Annotated in this window: 16 protein-coding genes and 2 tRNA genes; 10 read left to right on the forward strand and 8 right to left on the reverse strand. The window is 73.5% G+C overall.

What is annotated here, in order from left to right; translation table 11 throughout:
• A complete protein-coding gene (locus ACZ5UI_RS21690; protein ID WP_464190936.1) occupies positions 1-1,014 on the forward strand; it encodes a LacI family DNA-binding transcriptional regulator in 1,014 nt (337 codons plus the stop codon).
• Here ACZ5UI_RS21690 and ACZ5UI_RS21695 read toward each other — a convergent pair.
• On the reverse strand, positions 1,011-1,310 hold the full coding sequence (locus tag ACZ5UI_RS21695; protein ID WP_464190938.1) for a cupredoxin domain-containing protein: 300 nt from the start codon (positions 1,308-1,310) through the stop codon (positions 1,011-1,013). The genes ACZ5UI_RS21690 and ACZ5UI_RS21695 overlap by 4 nt on opposite strands.
• Positions 1,311-1,369: 59 nt before the next feature.
• Here ACZ5UI_RS21695 and ACZ5UI_RS21700 point away from each other — a divergent pair, with 59 nt between their 5' ends.
• The 3 genes from ACZ5UI_RS21700 to ACZ5UI_RS21710 are packed head-to-tail and all read left to right on the forward strand — an operon-like array spanning position 1,370 to position 6,807.
• Positions 1,370-2,674, forward strand: a complete 1,305-nt coding sequence (locus ACZ5UI_RS21700) for an aspartate aminotransferase family protein (protein ID WP_464190939.1) — start codon at positions 1,370-1,372, stop codon at positions 2,672-2,674.
• Positions 2,674-3,675, forward strand: a complete 1,002-nt coding sequence (locus tag ACZ5UI_RS21705) for a linear amide C-N hydrolase (RefSeq protein WP_464190941.1) — start codon at positions 2,674-2,676, stop codon at positions 3,673-3,675. The genes ACZ5UI_RS21700 and ACZ5UI_RS21705 overlap by 1 nt, the downstream gene beginning before the upstream one ends.
• Before the next feature lie 9 nt (positions 3,676-3,684).
• Positions 3,685-6,807: an MFS transporter gene (locus ACZ5UI_RS21710; RefSeq protein ID WP_464190943.1), complete on the forward strand. Its 3,123-nt coding sequence runs from the start codon at positions 3,685-3,687 to the stop codon at positions 6,805-6,807.
• On the opposite strand, the gene ACZ5UI_RS21715 is transcribed toward ACZ5UI_RS21710, so the two are convergent.
• Both ACZ5UI_RS21715 and ACZ5UI_RS21720 read right to left on the reverse strand, forming a co-directional pair.
• Positions 6,804-7,388, reverse strand: a complete 585-nt coding sequence (locus tag ACZ5UI_RS21715; RefSeq protein ID WP_464190946.1) for a hypothetical protein — start codon at positions 7,386-7,388, stop codon at positions 6,804-6,806. The two genes, ACZ5UI_RS21710 and ACZ5UI_RS21715, sit on opposite strands and share 4 nt — an antisense overlap.
• A gap of 101 nt (positions 7,389-7,489) precedes the next feature.
• Positions 7,490-7,562: transfer RNA gene (locus ACZ5UI_RS21720), tRNA-Ala, on the reverse strand.
• A 28-nt stretch (positions 7,563-7,590) separates the two neighbouring features.
• Between ACZ5UI_RS21720 and ACZ5UI_RS21725 the strand changes: the two genes are divergently transcribed.
• The 4 genes from ACZ5UI_RS21725 to ACZ5UI_RS21740 all read left to right on the forward strand — a co-directional run bounded on the left by ACZ5UI_RS21725 (position 7,591) and on the right by ACZ5UI_RS21740 (position 11,278).
• Complete coding sequence (locus ACZ5UI_RS21725; RefSeq protein WP_464190948.1) at positions 7,591-9,471, forward strand: diguanylate cyclase; 1,881 nt, start codon at positions 7,591-7,593, stop codon at positions 9,469-9,471.
• Between the two features lie 8 nt (positions 9,472-9,479).
• Entirely contained in the window at positions 9,480-10,115 is a 636-nt protein-coding gene (locus ACZ5UI_RS21730) for a hypothetical protein (protein ID WP_464190950.1), read from the forward strand.
• A 22-nt stretch (positions 10,116-10,137) separates the two neighbouring features.
• Positions 10,138-10,989 carry a PhzF family phenazine biosynthesis protein gene (locus ACZ5UI_RS21735; protein WP_464190952.1) on the forward strand — a complete coding sequence of 284 codons (852 nt, stop codon included), beginning with the start codon at positions 10,138-10,140 and terminating at the stop codon, positions 10,987-10,989.
• 216 nt (positions 10,990-11,205) lie between these two features.
• Positions 11,206-11,278, forward strand: a tRNA-Ala gene (locus tag ACZ5UI_RS21740).
• 8 nt (positions 11,279-11,286) lie between these two features.
• Here ACZ5UI_RS21740 and ACZ5UI_RS21745 read toward each other — a convergent pair.
• Positions 11,287-11,733 carry a hypothetical protein gene (locus ACZ5UI_RS21745; RefSeq protein ID WP_464190954.1) on the reverse strand — a complete coding sequence of 149 codons (447 nt, stop codon included), beginning with the start codon at positions 11,731-11,733 and terminating at the stop codon, positions 11,287-11,289.
• A 135-nt stretch (positions 11,734-11,868) separates the two neighbouring features.
• Between ACZ5UI_RS21745 and ACZ5UI_RS21750 the strand changes: the two genes are divergently transcribed.
• Positions 11,869-13,533: a PAS domain S-box protein gene (locus tag ACZ5UI_RS21750; protein WP_464190956.1), complete on the forward strand. Its 1,665-nt coding sequence runs from the start codon at positions 11,869-11,871 to the stop codon at positions 13,531-13,533.
• A 101-nt stretch (positions 13,534-13,634) separates the two neighbouring features.
• The gene (locus ACZ5UI_RS21755; RefSeq protein ID WP_464190959.1) at positions 13,635-14,318 is read left to right on the forward strand and encodes a ferritin-like domain-containing protein; all 684 of its coding nucleotides are present in this window, start codon (positions 13,635-13,637) and stop codon (positions 14,316-14,318) included.
• Here the strand turns inward: ACZ5UI_RS21755 and ACZ5UI_RS21760 are convergent.
• Genes ACZ5UI_RS21760 through ACZ5UI_RS21775 form a run of 4 tightly spaced genes read right to left on the reverse strand, consistent with a single transcriptional unit; the run spans position 14,305 to position 19,036 of the window.
• Positions 14,305-15,411 carry a DNA glycosylase AlkZ-like family protein gene (locus tag ACZ5UI_RS21760; RefSeq protein WP_464190961.1) on the reverse strand — a complete coding sequence of 369 codons (1,107 nt, stop codon included), beginning with the start codon at positions 15,409-15,411 and terminating at the stop codon, positions 14,305-14,307. The genes ACZ5UI_RS21755 and ACZ5UI_RS21760 overlap by 14 nt on opposite strands.
• A gap of 10 nt (positions 15,412-15,421) precedes the next feature.
• Positions 15,422-16,732: a class I SAM-dependent methyltransferase gene (locus ACZ5UI_RS21765; RefSeq protein WP_464190963.1), complete on the reverse strand. Its 1,311-nt coding sequence runs from the start codon at positions 16,730-16,732 to the stop codon at positions 15,422-15,424.
• Between the two features lie 22 nt (positions 16,733-16,754).
• Positions 16,755-17,822 (reverse strand): acyl-CoA dehydrogenase family protein, encoded by a 1,068-nt coding sequence (locus ACZ5UI_RS21770; protein WP_464190965.1) that lies wholly within the window; start codon positions 17,820-17,822, stop codon positions 16,755-16,757.
• Positions 17,819-19,036 (reverse strand): acyl-CoA dehydrogenase family protein, encoded by a 1,218-nt coding sequence (locus ACZ5UI_RS21775; RefSeq protein ID WP_464190967.1) that lies wholly within the window; start codon positions 19,034-19,036, stop codon positions 17,819-17,821. The genes ACZ5UI_RS21770 and ACZ5UI_RS21775 overlap by 4 nt, the downstream gene beginning before the upstream one ends.
• Positions 19,037-19,116: the final 80 nt, after the last annotated feature.

The raw sequence follows: 19,116 nt of genomic DNA on the forward strand, positions 1-19,116 counted from the left end.
GTGGCCTCCCTGACCGAGATAGCGAACGTCGCCGGCGTCTCGGTGGCCACGGTGTCGCGGGTGCTGTCGGGCTCGACGCATCCGGTCAGCGAGCAGACCCGCGAGCGCGTCCACCGCGCCGCCGACGTGCTCGGGTTCCACCCGAACATGCTGGCCCGCGGGCTGGTCACCAACCGCTCCAACACGATCGCGGTGATCGTCCACGACATCTCGGATCCCTACTTCGCCGAGATCGTGCGCGGCCTGGAGGACACGGCCCACGAGCACCGCTACCAGCTGTTCATCTCCAGCTCGGACCGCGATCCCGACCGCGAGCTGGCCTACGTGCGGGCGTTCCTGTCGCACCGCGTCGACGCGATCGTCTTCGCCGGCGGCGGCTTCGCCGAGACGACCTACCGCCAGGCGCTGGATGCGCTGCTGACGCCTTTCGAGGAGCGCAACGCGGTCGTGCGCCTGTCCGACAGCGACGACGAACGCCCGTTCATCGCCGCCGACAACCAGGGTGGCGCGGCGATGATGACCCGCCACCTGCTCGAGCTCGGGCATCGGGCGATCGGCTGGATCGACGGGCCGCCCGACTTCCCGCCGAGCGTCGAGCGCTCGTTCGGCCACTACGCCGCGCTGCGCGCCGGGGGGATCGAGCCCGACCTCGACCTGACCGAGTCGGGTCACTTCACCGAGGAGGGCGGTGCCGCGGCCGCCGCCGCGCTGCTGGCCCGCCGGCCCGACGTGACCGCGCTGTTCGCCGCCAACGACCTGATGGCCTTCGGGGCGCTGCGCGAGCTGCAGAGCCGCGCGGTCGACGTGCCCGGCGCCGTGTCGGTCGCGGGCTTCGACGACGTGCGCATGGCCAGCCACCTGCATCCGTCGCTGACCACGGTCAGCGTGCCGATGTACGAGCTCGGGCGCCAGGCGTTCTTCCTGGCCATGAAGCTCCTGCTCGGGGAGCGGCCCGAGGCCCGACGCCTGGACGTCTCGCTGCAGGTGCGCGAGTCGACCGGACCGCGGCGCTAACGCACCACGATCTTCCCGTTCATCCCGAAGTGCAGCGTGCAGACGTAGTTGTACGTGCCCGCCTTCGTGAAGCGCACCTTGTAGGTGCCCTTGGCCTTCGTGCTCGAGCTCTTGAAGCGCGCCTTGCCCCGGCTGGTCACGTTGTGGGGGACGTCGCCGTCGTCCCACTTCCAGGTGACCGTCGTGCCCTTGGACACGGCGAGCGTCTCGGGCTTGAAGGAGATGTCCTTCAGGACGACCTGCGGGGCGCTGGCCGCGATGGCGACCGGCAGCGGGACGACGGGGGCGAGGAACATGCAGGCGATGCGCGCTCCGAGGCTGGAGCGGATCACCGCGTTCGGTCAGACTTCGCCCCATGCCCGAGTTCTGGTCCGACGTCGACCGCCATCTGATCCGCTACGGCGGCACGTTCACGCCGGCGATCATCGAGCGCGCGGAGGGGTCGTTCGTCTACGACGCCGACGGGCGCCAGATCCTCGACTTCACCTCCGGGCAGATGAGCGCGATCCTCGGCCACGCCCACCCGGAGGTGGTCGCCACCGTCACGCAGGCGGTCGGCTCGCTGGACCACCTGTTCAGCGGCATGCTCAGCCGCCCGGTCGTCGACCTGGCGCGGGAGCTGGCGGCCACGCTGCCGGCGCCGCTGCAGAAGGCGCTGCTGCTGACCACCGGCGCGGAGTCCAACGAGGCGGCGCTGCGCCTGGCCAAGCTCTACACGGGCGGCTGGGAGGTCGTGTCGTTCAGCCAGTCCTGGCACGGCATGACCGGCGCGGCGGCCAGCGCGACCTACAGCCACGGCCGGCGCGGCTACGGCCCGGCGATGATCGGCAACCTGGCCATCCCGGCGCCCAACCCGTACCGCAGCCGCTTCATGCGCGACGGCCACTACGACTGGGAGGGCGAGCTCGACGCGGCCTGGGAGCTGGTCGACCGCCAGTCCAGCGGCGGCCTGGCCGCCTGTCTGATCGAGCCGATCCTCTCCTCGGGGGGCGTGATCGAGCTGCCGCCCGGCTATCTGGCGGCGCTGGCCGCGAAGTGCCGCGAGCGGGGCATGCTGCTGGTGCTCGACGAGGCGCAGACCGGGCTCGCGCGCACGGGAGACATGTACGCCTTCCAGCGCGACGGCGTCGTGCCCGACATCCTCACGCTGTCCAAGACGCTGGGCGCGGGCCTGCCGCTGGCCGCAGTGGTCACCAGCGCGGAGATCGAGGAGCGCTGCCACGAGCGCGGGTACCTGTTCTTCACCACGCACGTGTCGGACCCGCTGCCCGCCGCGGTCGGCCTGACCGTGCTCGAGGTGATCGCCCGCGACGGCCTCGTCGCCCGCGCCGGCCAGCTGGGCGAGCGCCTGCGGGCCGGCCTGCTGTCGCTCCAGGAGTCCCACGAGTGCATCGGCGAGGTGCGCGGCCGCGGCCTGCTGCAGGGCATCGAGCTCGTGCTCGACCGCCAGACCAAGGAGCCCGCCGACGCGCTCGGCGCCGCGGTCACGAGCCGCTGCTTCGAGCTCGGCCTGCACATGAACATCGTGCAGATGCCGGGCATGGGCGGCGTCTTCCGCATCGCCCCGCCGCTGACCGCCACCGAGGCCGAGGTCGACCTCGGCCTGGAGATCCTCGACCGGGCGATCGCCGACGCCACCGCGCAACGGCTGGCCGCCTGATGTGCACGAGCTTTCGCCTGAAGACCGCGGACGGCGACGTGGTGGTCGGGCGCACGATGGAGTTCGCCGCCGACATGGGCTGGCGGCTGCTCGTGGTGCCCCGGGGGACGGCGTTCACCGGGACCGCGCCCGACGGTGACGGGCACCGGTGGGAGGCCACGTACGGGTTCGCCGGGGTGGGCGCGCTGGGGCGGATGTCGGCCACCGACGGGCTCAACGAGGCCGGTCTGAGCGCCGCGCTGCTGTACCTGCCCGGCTACGCGCAGTACCAGGACCACGCGGGCGTCGCCGCCGACGCGCTCGTCTCCGCCGACGAGGTCGCCTCGCTGGTGCTGGCCCAGGCCGCGACGGTGGCCGAGGCGGTCGCGCTGATCGAGGACGTGACCGTGTGGAACCGCGTCGAGGCGGTGCTCGGCGCGATCCTGCCGATCCACCTCGTGCTGCACGACCGCGCCGGCGCCGCCGCGGTGGTCGAATGGGTCGGCGGCGTGCGCGTGGTGCACGACAACCCGGTCGGCGTGTGCACGAACGCGCCGCCGTTCGACTGGCATCTGGCCAACCTGCGCAACTACGTCAACCTCAGCGCGCTGAACGTCCCGCCGCTGGACCTGGGCGACGGCATCCTCGTGCGTCCGCTGGGCGAGGGCAGCGGCCTGCTCGGCCTGCCGGGCGACTGGACCCCGCCCTCGCGCTTCATCCGGGCCACCGCGATGTCCCACGCCGCGCTGGGCGTCACCGATGCCGACGACGGCCTGGCCACGGCCCTGCACATCGCCAACGCCTTCGACATCCCCAAGGGCCTGGTGCGCGACCCGTCGGGCAACGGCGACTACACGGCCTGGACGAGCGTCTCGGATCTGGCCGGCGGCCGCTACGTGCTGCGGACCTACGAGGACCCGACGCCGCGCCAGGTCGCGCTGGCCGACCTCGACCTGGCGCTGGGCAGCGAGGTGCGCCAGCTTGCGCTTCCCGCCGCCCCCGGGGTGCTGCCCTTCGGTTAGTGTCGCGCGGTGGCGACCACCGCATCGCCGCCCGAGCAGGTCCGGGCGCCCACTCCCGTCCGCCATGCGGTCGGCCCCAACGCCGTGCTGGCCGTCGCGGCCGGGGGCGTCTCGCTGGCCTTCGTCGACGCGACGATGGTCAACACGGCGTTCCCGGCGATCGAGCGGTCGTTCTCCGGTACCGACCTGGACGCGCTGTCCTGGATCCTGACGGCGTACAACATCGTCTTCGCCGCGCTGCTGCTGGCCGGCGGCCGGCTGGCCGACGTGCTCGGGCGCCGGCGGCTGTTCCTGATCGGCGTGTCGATCTTCACGCTGGCCTCGATCGGCTGTGCGGTGTCGCCGTCGCTGGGCCTGTTGATCGCGGCGCGCATGATCCAGGGGGCCGGGGCGGCGATCGTCGTGCCCTCCTCGCTGGCCATCGTCCTGGAGGCGTTCCCCGCCGAGCGGCGCGCGACCGGGGTGGCGCTGTGGAGCGCGACCGGGGCGGTCTCGGCCGGCCTGGGCCCGGTGGTGGGCGGCCTGCTCATCGACGGCATCGGCTGGCGGGCGGCCTTCCTGATCAACGTCCCGATCGGGCTGATCACCATCGTGTTGGCCCGCCGCCTTCTGGTCGAGAGCCGGGCCATCGGGCCCCGCACGACGCCGGACATGGGCGGCGCGCTCCTGCTGGCCGCCACGATCACGCTGCTGGCGCTGGCCATCGTCAACAGCGACGACTGGGCCGTGCTGCTGTGGTCGGGCTGCCTGCTGGCCGCGATCGGCACCGGTGCGCTGTTCGTGCGCCGCGCGCGGCGGCACAAGTCCCCGATCGTCGACCTGGCGCTGCTGCGCATCCGGTCGGTCTGGCTGGCCAACGTGCTGACCGTGCTGGGCGCGACCGGCCTGTACGCGGCGGGGTTGTGCAACGTCCTGTTCCTGACCCAGGTGTGGGACTACGACCTGGTCACCGTCGGCCTGCTGGCCATCCCCGCGCCGATGGTCGCCGCGCTGGCCGCGCGCCCGGCCGCGGCGCTGGCCATGCGCATCGGCGCGGCCAGGACGGTGGCGATCGGCGGCCTGATCTGGACGTGCGGCATCGCGTTGCTGGTCACGCGCGTGGCCGACGACTCGGAGCCCTACAAGGTGTGGCTGCCGGCGACGCTGGTCAGCGGCCTGGGCGTGGGGATCGCCTTCCCGGTCATCTCGGCCGCCGCCGTCGGCGCGGTCAAGCGCGCGCAGTTCGGCGTGGCCACCGCGATCAACGCGATCGCCCGCCAGCTCGGCGCCGTGCTCGGGGTCGCCGCGCTGGTGGCCATCACGGGGGACCTCTCGACGGCCCAGGACGTGTCGTCCTACCGCATCGGCTGGCTGCTGGCCGGCGGCTGCTTCGCGCTCACCGCGGTCGGCGCGTTGCTGCTCGGGCGCGTGCCGGGCATGGGCGCGCCGCCCCTGCTGGAGGCGCCGCCGCCGGCGCCGCGGACGTTCGTGCGCCCGGAGCGCCGTTCGCCCCCGCCCGATCCCGTCCTGGCCGACGTCGTTGCGCGCTCGCCGGCCGAGCTGCTGGCCGGCGTGCCGCTGTTCGCGCAGCTGTCGGCCGACGATCGCCAGCGCCTGGCCGCGGAGGCCGTGCCGATGGGGCTGGAGGCGGGGACCGTCCTGTTCGCGGCCGGCGACGCGGCCGAGGACGTCTACGTCGTCGAGTCCGGCCGGATCGAGATGGTCGACGGCGACGCCCCGCCGATCCTGGCCGGGCCGGGCGCCGCGCTGGGCGACGCGACGGTGCTGGCCGGCGCGCCGCGCACGGGACTCGCCCGCGCCCGGCGCGACAGCGTGCTGCTGCGCATCCCCGCGGCCGACCTGGAGCGGGTGCTGCACGACAACCCCGACAGCGCGCGACGGCTGTCGGCGGCGCTGGCGCGCGAGCTGCTGCATCAGCGGCCGACCGGCGCCGAGTTCCCGCTCCCGTCCAACACGCTGCTGGCCGTCACCGCCTTCGATCCGAGCGCGCCGCTGGACGAGGTGGGGGCTGCGTTCATCGAGACGGTGCGGCGGTACGGGACGGTGGCCGTCCTCGACGACGAGACCGGTCCGGACGCCGACATCCACTACCTCGACGAGGTCTACGACCACGTCGTGCTGCTGGCCCGGCGCGACGGCCCGTGGCGGCGCAAGTGCCTGCGCGACGCGGACCGCACCATCGTGGTGGCCGGTGCCGGCCCGCCACCGCCCGAGGCGCCGCCGGGCTGCGACCTGGTCTTCGTCGACCAGCCCGGCGCCGCGCTGGGCCCCTGGCTGGAGGCGCTGAACCCCCGGATGCACCAGGTGGTGGCGCCCGACGGCGTCGCCGACGGCGTCGCGGTCGCTGCGCGCCGGGTGACCGGCCGCTCGGTGGGCATCGTGCTCTCCAGCGGCGGCGCGCGCGGGCTGGCCCACATCGCCGTCCTCGAGGAGCTGCTGACCGCGGGCATCACGATCGACCGGGTCGGCGGGGCGAGCATGGGCGCGCTGATCGGGGCGATGTTCGCCAGCGGGATGAGCCCGGCCGAGATCGACGCGCGCATCTACGACGACTGGGTGCGGGGCAAGCCGGCCAACGACTACGGGCTGCCCAAGCACTCGTTGATCCGCGGGCGGCGGGTGCGCGCGGTCCTGCAGCGCACGCTGCCCGGCTCGATCGAGGCGTTCCCGCGCGCGTTCTTCTGCGTCGCCGCCGATCTGTACACCGGCGACGAGATCGTCATGCGCGCGGGCCCCGCGTGGGAGGCGGTGGGCGCGAGCATGAGCCTGCCCGGCGTGGCCCCGCCCGCGGTGGTCAACGGCCGGCTGCTGGTCGACGGCGCGGTGGTCGACGCGCTGCCCGTGGCCTGGATGTCCCGCGAGGAGGGCCCGATCATCGCGGTCGACACCACGACGGAGTCCCAACCGGCGATCGAGCCGCTGCCGGGCCTGCTGGACACCCTGCAGCGGGTGTCGGTGCTCACCGCCAAGCGCAGCCGGCAGAACGCGCTGGAGCTGGCCAGCCTGATCATCCGCCCGCCCGACATGGGCGTGGGCGTGCTCGAGTTCCACCTGATCGACGTGATGCGCGAGTCCGGGCGCCGGGCCACGCTGGAAGCGCTCGAGCAGGCGCCCGCCGTGCTGTTCGACTAGATCCGGGTGATCGAGACCCGCGCGAACACGTGGTAGTCGCTCGGGACGCCGGCCACCGAGTAGACGTCCAGGTAGACCTCGGCCGCCGCCTCGATGGCGTCGCCGGACTGGTGCCCGACGGCGATCCGCGTGCGCTTGCGCGGTGCGTAGACGAGGTCGAACGTGCTGGCCGTCCCGTCGAGCGCGTTCTGCGGGCTGCCGAGACCCAGCGCGTCCTCGAGCAGCGTCTGCCCGGGCGCGTCCTCGTCGGCCACGTCGTAGACCAGCGCGTAGCCGGGGTAGTTGGTGTCGTTCAGCGCGACGGGCGGGGCGAACGTCGACTGCATCGTGGTGATCGAGAAGCCGGTGATGCGGTAGCGGCCCGGGCGCAGCGTGATCGACCCGTCGGCGTTGAGGTGGATGTCGCGGCCGGCCTGCGCCTCGACCTTGTTGAACACGCGGCGGTTGAGCTCGTTCTTCATGAGCTTGTTGGCGGTGGCGTACTCGCCGTAGATCGCGTAGGACGAACGGGGGGCGGCGACCGCGGGCGCGGTGAGAACGACGAGCAGGGCGATGATCGCCAGGGGCAGTGAGCGTCGCATGATCGTGCGACCCTCCCATATCCGTCATGCGCCGGATTCCGGTTTGCCGGACATCCGTCCAGAACGACGAAACCCCCGCGCATGGCGGGGGTTTCGGGCGATGGAGCTAGGGGGACTCGAACCCCCGACCTCCTGGGTGCGATCCAGGCGCTCTCCCAACTGAGCTATAGCCCCAGGCGGGCCTAGTGTAGCCACGGATCGAATGAGCTTTCGCGCACGGCTGACCCTGTTCTTCGTCCTCATCGTCATCGTGCCGATGTTGTCGGTGGCGATCGTCCTGTTCCGCCTGATCGCCGACAACGAGACGGGCAAGGCCGACGCGGGCGTGCGCGTCAGCCGCGACGTGGCCATGAACCTGTACACCGACGCGCGGCGCGACGCCGACAAGGTCGTGTCGGCCGTCGGGACCGACGCGCAGCTCGCGCGCGCGCTGCGCGACCAGGACGAGGCGGCCGCGCGGGCGCGGGTGCGGGCCCTGCTGGCCGCCCGCGACATCGACCGGATCGTCATCACCGGCGGCGACGTGACGCTCGACGAGGGCGCCAAGGACGCGATCGCGCCGACCGCCCGCTCCCTGGTCGGCGAGGGCGGTGCGCGCTTCGGGCGCCTGCAGGTGTCGGTCACGCTGGCCAGCGAGTACACCCGCACGGTGCGCGACCTGTCGAGCACCGGGAGCGCGGTGGCCGTCGACGGCGACGTGCTGGCCAGCACCGTCCCGGGCCTGACCGCGGCCGACCTGCCCCGGCCCGGCCAGCCGGTCGACGTGACCATCGACGGCACCGACTACCGCACGGTGTCGTTCGCCGAGACCGGGTTCGCCGGCCAGGCGGTCGACGTCACCGTGCTGGGCGACGACACCAGCCGCGAGAGCGCGATCTCGCGCAGCCGCCTGCTCGCGGCGGCCATCCTGATCGGCTTCCTGGTCCTGGCCATGGCCTTCGCGATCGCCGTCTCACGCTCGCTGCAGGCGCAGATCGGGTCGTTCCTGGCCGCCGCGCGGCGGATCGCCGCCGGCGACTTCTCCACCCGCGTGTCGACCAGCGGGCGCGACGAGTTCGCCGAGCTCGGTGTCGAGTTCAACAAGATGTCCGAGCAGCTGTCCGGGCGCCTGGAGGAGCTGCGCCAGGAGCGCGCCCGCCTGCAGACCTCGCTGCGGCGCATCGGCCAGACCTTCGCCTCCAACCTCGACCGCGACGCGTTGCTGGAGATCGTCGTCCGCACCGCCGTCGACGGCCTGGGGGCCGACGGCGGCCGCGCCAGCGCGCGACCCTCCTCCGGCCGCCCGCTGCAGGAGATCGTGCGGGCGGGCGGCCTGGACAACCGCCTGGAGCCGCTGCGCATCGCCGAGGCCGAGGCGTTGGTCTCCGGTCGCGGCAGCGAGTCGGCCTTCGAGACGATGCACGCGCTGGCCCATCCGCTGACCGGGACCGAGGCGGGCGAGGTGATCGGGCTGCTGTCAGTCGTGCGCAACGGCGAGCCGTTCTCCGACCGCGATCGGGAGCTGCTCTCCTACCTGGCCGGCACCGCCTCGGTGTCGATCCAGAACGTCGGCCTGCACGAAGCCGTGCAGCGCCAGGCGGTCACCGACGAGCTCACCGGCCTGTACAACCACCGCCGCTTCCAGGAGGCGATGGTGGCCGAGTCCGAGCGGGCCAAGCGCTTCGAGCAGCCGATGAGCCTGGTGATGCTGGACATCGACAACTTCAAGCGCGTCAACGACACCTACGGCCATCAGCAGGGCGACCGCGTGCTCGCCGAGGTCGCCCGCGTGGTGCGCGAGTCATCCCGGGAGATCGATTCTCCCGCGCGCTACGGGGGTGAGGAGCTGGCCGTCGTCGTGCCCCAGACCGACATCGAGGGCGCCTATCAGCTGGCCGAACGCGTTCGCCAGGAGGTCGCGGCGCTGGAGATCCCGCTGGTCGAGGGGGTCGGCGCGATCAGCGTCACGGCCTCGCTCGGGGTGGCCTCGATGCCCGGCAACGCGCTCGATGGCGGCGCGTTGATCGCGGCCGCCGACGCGGCGCTGTACGAGGCCAAGCACGCGGGGAAGAACAAGACGGTGCGAGCGGGCGGTAAGGTCTAGGGAGCACGATGGGACTGCTCGACGACGCCATTCGCGAGCACCTCGAGTTGAAGCGGCGCTCCGGCGCCGACCCCACCGAGGTGTCTCGCCAGGAGCAGGAGGCGCTCGGACCCGCCCGCCGCGGACCCGAGCCGCTCGAGGTCTCCCGACCCTCCGATCCGGAGGTCGCGGAGTTCGAGCCGACGCTCGATCCGCATGCGCCGGAAATCGACGACGTGCCCGAGTTCGACCCCGGCGCCCGCGCCGAGCCGGCCTGGGAGCCGCTGGCCCCCGAGCCGGTCCACGAGCCGGAGCCGCAGCCCGCCGCGTACGAGCCCGAGCCGCCCGCGCCTGAGCCCGAACCGGAGCCCGCGCCCGCACCGGCCGCCCGCGAGCCGGAGCCCGACCCGCAACCGGATCCCGAGCCGCTCTACGAGGCGCCGCCGAGCGTCGACCAGCCGACGGTGGCCTTCGACGCCGCCGACGTGCACGAGGCCCAGCGCCGCCCGGACCCGGCCGCGCCGGTCGAGCGCCCCGCGCCCGAGCCCACGCCGGGCGAGCAGGACGTGCTGGAGGAGACGCCGGACTTCCTGGAGGAGACGCCGGAGCACGACCGGCTGTGGTTCGAACAGCGCCCCCCGCGCGACTTCGACTTCGACGGCTGAGGCCGCCCCCGCCCCCGCCCCCGTGTCCCGCCGCCTGACCTGGCTGGACGTGTTCAGCGATGCACCGCTGTCGGGCAACCAGCTCGCGGTGGTCCACGACGCCGACGGCATCGACGACGAGACCCAGGGCGCCTTCGCGGCCGAGACGAACCTGTCGGAGACGACGTTCATCCAGGCCGCGACGCAGGACGGCGCCGACTACCGCAACCGCATCTGGATGCCCCACCGGGAGCTGCCGTTCGCCGGCCACCCGTCGCTGGGGACCGCCGTCGCGGTGGCGCTCGCCCGGGGCGAGGAGACGGCCAGCTACGTGCAGCAGACGCGGGCCGGGCTGCAGCCGATCGACGTGCGCCGCTCGGGCGCCACGGGCCACGCCTCGGTGCTGCAGGAGCCGGCCGTGTTCGGCGCCGAGATCGACCCCGCGCGTGTGCTGCCCGTCGTCGGCCTCGACGCCCAGGATGCGGCCGGTCCGCAGCTGCCCTGCCAGATGATCTCCACGGGGATGAACCAGCTGATCGCGCCGGTGGCCGACGCCGACGCGCTGGCCCGGGTGCGCGTGGATCCGGTGGGCCTGGCCGCGCTGATGGCCGACGTCGGTGGCGAGGTGCTCTACGTGTCGGCCGTCGACGGCGACCGGGCCCGGGTGCGCGGCCTGTTCCTGCAGGGCGAGCTGTCGCGCGAGGATCCGGGCACCGGCTCCGCCGCGGGCCCGCTGATGGCCCACGTGCACGCCCGCCGCGGGCTGGAGCGCCTGACGGTCACGCAGGGCGTCGAGATGCGGCGCCCGTGTCGCATCGACTGCCGCGTGGAGGGCGATCGGGTCCGCGTCGGAGGCGATGTCATGGTCGTCTTCGAGGCGCAGATCACGCTCTGAGCGGCACGCTCGACCGTCCGTCCAGACGCTGGTGCATCGGTGCAAGTCGGCCGGTCGGCTGCCGACCAAGGGGAAGCAACATACGCGCATCGCCTCCGGGGAACAGGCGGTGCGCACCTAGGTAACGCGTGGGAGGCGCCCCTCTGATGAGCAGGGGGCGCCTCTCCGCGCTTCCTGCTCCTCACACGTGCCCGTGCTGGCTACACTCGCCGTCGCGGGGCCATAGCTCAGCTGGGAGAGCGCCTGCTTTGCAAGCAGGAGGTCAGGGGTTCGATCCCCCTTGGCTCCATCGCCGCGTCAGCCGGGGCCGATGTGGGGCCGCAGCTGCGCGAGGTGCTCGTCCAGGCGCTCGGCCGCGATCTCGGCCAGCGTCGCGCGGTCGCCCCCGATCAGCCAGCCCGCCGGGCTGAGCGCGAGCGCCTCCGGGAGGCCGCGGGCGCCGAAGCGCAGTTGGGCGTCGTCGAGCGACGGCACGGCGCCGAGGCGCCGAACGGCGTGGTCCATCGCGTCGGTGACCAGCGCCGTGTGGCGCGCGAGGTAGGCGGCGAGCGGATCGGCGACGTCGCCGAAGGCGCTCACCCGGGCCAGCAGGAGCGCCAGCAGGGCCTCGTCCTCGAGCGGCTCGTGGATGCCGAACCAGCTCTCCTGGTCAACCGGCGCGACGGGCAGGCCGAGACCGGCGATGAGATCGGATGTCTCAGCAAAGGCGCAAGCCCTGGGCAGCAGCGTCGTTAGGACGACCATCGACCCGCATCAGGCTAGCAAGAAGCATTAGGGCGCCCTAAGAGTCGCGACGCGCCAATTCGACTGTCCGCTCAATGACACGCAGGAAGCCGCCGATCTACCACGAACCCGTCAAACCAGCCGGGTCTCGCCTCCATGCCCGCATCGCCCCCCGACCCCACGCCCCCGGTGACCGAGCCACAGCGGCTCCTGCTGGCCGTGCTCGCGTCGATGCCTGACACCGCGGTCGTCGTCGTCGACCCCCACCTCGTGCTGCGGTTCGTGTGCGGCACGGCGCTGGAGTCGCGGGGCTGGGAGCCCGACGCGATCGTCGGCCGGCCGCTGCCCGAGGTGCTCGGCCCGCAGTTCTCGGTCTACGAGCCGCACTATCGGATCGCCCTGGCCGGCGGCACGTCCACGCTGGAGGCGCCCGACGGCCCGGGCCGCGTGGTCTACCGCACCGAGTTCCTGCCGCTGCGCGTGTCCGGGGACGTGGCCGGCGCCGTCGCCGTGGTGCGCGACATCAGCGAGCAGATGAGCGGCCGCGAGGCGCTGGAGCGCTCCGAGCGCGAGTTCCGCCTGCTGGCCGAGAACGCCACCGACATGATCTCCCGCCACACGCTCGACGCGACCTACCTGTACGCCTCGCCCGCCGTCACCGCGGTGCTGGGCTGGGCCGCGGTCGAGGTCGTCGGGCGCTCGGCCTTCGAGCTGATCCACCCGGATGACCACGCGCACACGACCGCCGCGCTGGCCGGGCTGGTCGCCGACGAGCAGCCGCGCACGGCGCGCTACCGCATGGCCCATCGCGACGGCCGCTGGATCTGGGTCGAGACGGTCGCCCGGCGGGTCGCCGGGACCGGTCGCGACGGCCAGCCCGAGCTGCACGCCTCCACCCGCGACGTCAGCGTCCAGGTCGCGGCCGAGGGCGCCGAGCGCGACGCGCAGGAGCGCTTCCGCCTGGCCTTCGACGACGCCCCGATCGGGATGGCGCTCGTCGATCTCGGCGGCCGGTTCACCCGCGTCAACACCGCCCTGTGCGACATCCTCGAGCGCTCGGCCGACGCGCTGCTGGACACCTCGTTCCAGGAGCTGACCGATCCCGAGGACCTGAACATCGACCTCGACCACCTGCGCCGCCTGACCGCGGGCGAGATCCCGCACTACGCCATGGAGAAGCGCTACCTGGCCCCGGACGGCGGGCGCGTCTGGACCCAGCTGTCGGTGTCGATGCTGCGCGACGCCGACGGCGCCCCACAGGGCTACATCTCCCAGATCCAGGACATCGGCGAGCGCAAGCGCATGCAGGACACGCTGCAGCACCTGGCCGACCACGATCCGCTCAGCGGGCTGTGGAACCGCCGTCGCTTCGAGGAGGAGCTGCGCCGCGAGATCGGCCGTGCGCGCCGGCACGGGGCGTCCACCGCGCTGCTGCTGTTCGATCTCGACGGCCTCAAGCGCGTCAACGACACCTACGGCCACCAGGGCGGCGACGCGCTGATCCGCGGCGTCGCGCGGGCGGTCCGCACCCGGCTGCGCGAGAGCGACGCCGTCGCGCGCATCGGGGGCGACGAGTTCGCCGTGCTGCTGGCCTCGGTCGACCCCGCCGCCGCGCTGGCCGTCGCCGAGAACCTGTGCGCGACGATCCGCGACCTGGCCGTCGACTTCGGCGATGACGAGCTGCGCACGACGGCCAGCATCGGTGTGGCGCCGATCCCGCCCGACGCGCCGGACGCCCAGACCCTGCTGGCCGCGGCCGACCTGGCCATGTACGCGGCCAAGTCGGTGGGCGGCGACGGCGTCGCGCCGGCCATCGCGTGACCGGCGACGCGCCAGGTCGCGCGAGAACCTGATCCGCTCGGCCGCGGGCCCCGACAGAACCTGGGACGTGCCAACGACCTAGGGGAGGCGCACGCACTCACATGCCGCGCGACCACGTTGACCTGACCGCATTCGACGCCGACGGGGCGATCGCCGAGACCGCCGAGAAGGCCGGGATCGATCGAGCGCAGTTCTTCCGGCGAGCCGGCCTGGCCGGTGCCGGGCTCGTCGCCGGCGGATCGCTGCTCGGCGTGCTGGCGCCCAGCGCCATCGCCGCCGACGTTCCGCAGAGCGACATCGACATCCTGAACTTCGCGCTCACACTCGAGTACCTGGAGGCCGACTTCTACCGGCGCGCGGCCGCCAGCCAGGCGCTGTCGGGCAACGTCCAGCGGATGGCCGTGCTGCTGGCCGCCGACGAGACGACCCACGTCCAGACGCTGCAGCAGGCGCTGGGCTCGGCCGCCGTCTCGGAGCCGAAGTTCGACTTCAAGGGCACGACCAGCGATCCGGGCGCGTTCCTGAAGACGGCCTACGTCCTGGAGAACACGGGCGTCTCGGCCTACCTCGGTCAGGCCGGGAACATCAAGACGCCGAGCATCCTCGGGGTTGCCGGGTCGATCCTCACCGTCGAGGCCAGCCACCGCGCCGGCATCGCGATGCTGGCCCAGCAGGACGATCCGCGCGGCAAGGGCGGGATCACGCCCAACGGACCGTTCGACGAGCCCAAGACGAAGGACGAGATCCTCAAGGCGGTCCAGCAGACCGGCTTCATCGTCGGCTGATCTGGGCCGCCGTGCAGCCGCGTGCCGCGGCCAGCCGCTCGGCCTGTTCGGCCAGCGGCGGGCCCGGCACCGCGGCGAACGCATCGAGGGTCAGCGTCAGGCGCCGGCCCTGCTTGCGCGCCTTCCAGGTTGCGGCGGGCTCGCCGTCGACCAGCACCAGCCCGGTCGTCGGGATCGGCGACCACAGCCGCTTGCGCACCGCCTCGTCGGGCACCAGCGCCTGGCGGTCGCGCCCGAGCAGCAGCGGGTCGCCGGGTCCGAGCAGGCGCACGCCGTGGGCCGCGGGTGGGCGCTTGACGGTGCGAACGTCCGCGCGCAGCACCCAGGCCTGACCGACCGGCGACAGCTCGTCGGCGGGGACCTGATCCCACAGCGTCGCGGCGTGCGCCGGGGCGATCCCCGCCCAGGCCGCCAGCTCCTTCGGCGTGGAGGGGCCGTAGCGCGACAGGTAGCGGCGCACCAGCTCGGCCTGCGCCGTCCGCCGCGCGGGCGCCCGGAACCCCACGAGCTGGTCGGTGCGCGCGAACGCGGGCTGGCGGCCCGCCCGTCCGGCCAGGCACAGCCGGCCCTCGAGCCCGGCCAGCACCAGCAGGCCCCGGCGCGCGTGGTGGCTCTCGCAGCCCGGACACCAGGGCAGCAGGTCGGCGGGCAGCCGCCGGCGCAGCTGCTCGTGCAGGTCGTCGCGGCTGAGCGCGACGCCGTCGAGCGCGTCGGCGATCGCCGCGACGCCCAGCGCGGCGGCCTCGACCGGGGAGCGGTCGCTCTCGCGCAGCGCGCCGCCGAGGATCTCCTGAAGCGCCCGTTCGTCCGTTCCCGGATGCAGCGCGGTGGCGAACGCGGCCACCTCCGAAGCGGGCACCACCGCCGTCGCCGTGCGCGCGTTGTAGAGCGCGACCGCGTCGCGCATCTCGAAGCAGGCGCGGTCTAGCCAGCGGCCGTCGACCGCGACGCCGCGCGCGGCCAGCGCCGTCGCGGCCGCGCCCGGGGGTGAGTCCTGCACGGCCCAGACGGCCAGCACGTCCTGCGCCGATGGCGACCCGTCGCCGGCCAGCCCCTGGCGGGCGACGCGGAAGGCGCGGACGGCGTCGCCCACGACGCGACGGTCAGGCGTCGCCCGAGGCCTGCCAGGCGTGGGGCAGGAGGCCCTTGCGGATCAGCGGGAGCCCGTGCGGCGCGCCCGGGTTGGCGAACAGCGTCTGGTGCACGCCGATCTCGCCGGACTCGAAGGCCAGCGCCGCCCCGGTCATGTACAGGCGCCACACGTGCTCGCGGTCCTGGCCGGCGATCTCGATCACGCGCTCGCGATGGGCGGCCAGGTTGCGCACCCACTCGCGCAGCGTCAGCGCGTAGTGCTCGCGCAGCGTCTCGTCGTCGCGCGTCTCGAAGCCGGCCCGCTCGGCCGCCTCGACGACCGTCCCCAGCAGCGACAGCTCGCCGTCGGGGAAGACGTAGCGCGACAGGAACGTCGCGTCGCTGGCCCACGGCTTGCGCTTGACGTGCGGCGCGACGCGCGAGATGCCGTGGTTGAGGAACAGCCCGCCGGGGCGCAGCAGCCCGCGCACGTGCTCGAAGTAGCCGCCCAGCTCGGCGCGCCCGACGTGCTCGTACATGCCGACCGAGGCGATCTTGTCGTACGGCCCGTCGGCCACCTCGCGGTAGTCGGCCACGCGGATCTCGACGCGGTCCGACAGCCCCGCCTCGCGCACGCGCTCGCGGGCCAGCTCGGCCTGGGCGTCGGAGATCGTCACGCCGACGGCCTGCACGCCGTGCTCCTTGGCCGCGTGCATGACCAGCGAGCCCCAGCCGCAGCCGACGTCGAGGAAGCGCTCGCCCTCGGTCAGGCGCAGCTTGCGGCAGATCAGCTCGAGCTTGCGCTCCTGGGCCACGTCGACGCTCTCGGAGGGGTCGGCGAAGTAGGCGCACGAGTAGACCATCGTCGGCCCCAGGACCAGCCGGTAGAACTCGTTGGAGACGTCGTAGTGGTGGCGGATGGCCACCTTGTCGCGGCCGACCGAGTGCAGCCGGCCCTCCTTGCGGAACTCGGCCGCGGGGATCGGCGGCTTGCCGCCCCGCAGCGCGCCCAGCTTGCGCGCCGTCTTGACGACGAGCGCCAGCTCGCGCGGCCCGAGGTCCATGCCCTCGAAGTTGTTGCGCAGGCTGAGGACCTGCTCGATGTCGCCATCGACGTCGACCTCGCCGGACACCCAGGCGCGGGCGATGCCCATCTCGCCGGGGCGCCAGGCGACGTGCGAGAGCGCCCGCGGCGAGCGCAGGATGACCGCGGGGACGTCCGGGTCGCCGTCGGCGGAGGGGATCTCGCTTCCGTCCCAGAAGCGGATGCGCACCCGGCGGGCGCCGGGTGCGAGCTCATCGATGCGGGCGGCCAGCGGGGCCGCGATCTGCGCGCAGGTCACGCGCAAACCCTACGCCACGGCACTACGCCACCGAAGCGAGCACCTCCGCGGCGACGCGATCCGTGGCCGCTCCGGTCCCGCCCAGCAGCCGCCGCGACAGCTGCGCGCGCCGGAAGTACAGCGGCGCGTCGTGCTCCCAGGTCGCCCCGATGCCGCCGTGGACGGCGATGTTGATGCGGGTCGAGGCGTCCAGCGCGCGGCCGGCGGCCGAGCGGGCGGCGCTCGCGGCCAGCGCGAACTCCTCCGGCTTGGACTCGCCGGCCCACCCGGCGTAGTACAGCAGCGAGCGGCCGTTCTCCATCAGGCGCAGGATCTCCACCAGGCTGTGCTTGACCGCCTGGTAGGAGCCGATCGCCCGGCCGAACGTGAAGCGCTCCTTGGCGTAGGCCAGGGCCAGGTCCAGGCAGGTCTCGACCGTGCCGATCGACTCCGCGGCGATCAGCGCCTGGGCCAGATGCCAGGCCGACGCGGCGTCGGAGGGCTCGACCTCCAGACCCGTCGAGGTGCCCGCGGCGAACGACACGTGGCCGAGCGCGCGCGTGGCGTCGTAGCGGGTGGCCGTCTCGACCGCGCCGCCCTCGATGACCGTCACCGCGCCACCGCTCCCCACGACGACGAACACGTCGGCGCCGGGTGCGTCGACGACCCAGTGGGCCGTGTCGCCTCCGGCCGGGGGACGGGTCTTGCCGCTCTTGGGCTCCCACGTCCAGGCGGCGTCGAGATCGCCGGGCGGCATCGCGCCGACGAACGCGGCGCGCTTCTCGCCCGAGGCGATGGCCTCGATGTCGGCGTAGTTGCCGCGATCGAGCAGCCACGAGGCCACCAGGTGGCCGAGCAGCGGCACCGGCGCCAGCACGCGACCGGTCTCGCCCATCACGAGCATCGCGTCGAACGGGGCCAGGCCGGCGCCGCCGTGGTCTTCGGACACCAGCAGGCCGGGCCAGCCGGCCTCGCAGGCCGTGGGCCACAGGTCGGGCAGCTCGCCGCCCTCCAGCGCACCGCGGGCGGCCTCGACGGTGTCGGTCCGCGCGAGCGTGCCGCGGGCGGCCTCGCGCAGGAACTCCTGCTCGTCGCTCAGTGAAAGGTTCATACGGCTGCCTCCCGTTCCTTGGCGCGCAGTTCGGAGAAGGGGATGCCCTTGTCCAGGCGCGGCTCCGGCGGCAGGCCGAGCACGCGCTCGCCCACCGTGTTGCGCAGGATCTCCTCGGTGCCGCCGGCCGACTTCAGGCCGGGCAGGAAGGAGATCGCGTAGGCCCACTCGCTGGACTCGTCCAGCGCCTCGGGCCCGATCACGTCGGCGATCAGGTCGGTGGCGGCGATCGCCCCGTTGACCGTGGTGACCTTGGCCAGCGCCGCTTCGGGGCCGGGGATCTGGCCGCTCTGCAGCGCGGTCAGCGTGCGGTAGGAGGTGAAGCGCAGCGCCAGCAGGTCGGCGGCGATCTCGCCCAGGCGCTTGCGCACGTCCGGGTCCATCCGCGCCGCCGGGTCATCGGCGATCGGCTTGGCGAAGCGGTCGGCGCGATAGCCGAGCGCCTCGGAGCCCAGGCCGATGGTCAGGCGCTCGAACATCAGCGTGGTCAGCGCGGTGCCCCAGCCGTTGCCGACCCCGCCGACGACGGCGTCGCCGGGCAGCGTGACGTCGTCGAAGAAGACCTCGTTGAACTCGGCCTCGCCGGAGATCTGGCGCAGGCCGCGCGTGGTCACGCCGGGGGCGCCCATGTCGACGATGAACATCGACAGGCCCTTGTGCTTGGGCACGTCGGCGTCGGTGCGGGCCAGCAGCAGGCCGTAGGCGGCGAACTGGGCGTTCGTCGTCCACACCTTCTGGCCGTTGAGCGTCCAGGTGCCGTCGTCGTTGAGCTTGGCGCGCGCCTGCACGCCGGCCAGGTCGGAGCCCGCGGCGGGCTCGGAGAACAGCTGGCACCAGACCTCGTCACCGTGGAGCATCGGCCCCAGGTAGCGCGCCTTCTGCTCGTCGCTGCCGTGGGCGATGATCGTCGGGCCGAGCATGCCGACGCCGATCACGTCGAGGATCCCGGGGACGCCGGCGGCGCCCAGCTCCTGGTTGACGATCACCTGCTCGATCGGGCCCAGGCCCTGGCCGCCGAGCTCCTTGGGCCAGACGACGCCCGCCAGCCCGCCCTCGGCGAGCTGTCCCTGCCAGGCGCGCCGGGCGGCCAGGTAGGCCTGCTCCTCGGACTCGTCGGTGTTGCGCGCCGACGGCGCCTCGTCGCGGTGCTGCTCGAGCCACTCACGTACCTGGGCGCGGTACGCGGCTTGCTCGGGCGTGTCGTTCAGGTCCACCCGGGGTCTCCTCGGTCTTGGCTGACTGGCCAGTCGGGAGCTTACGTGACTGGACCTGTCGTACAACGACGGGCCCGTCA

This window comes from Conexibacter sp. JCM 18997 (assembly GCF_055391915.1).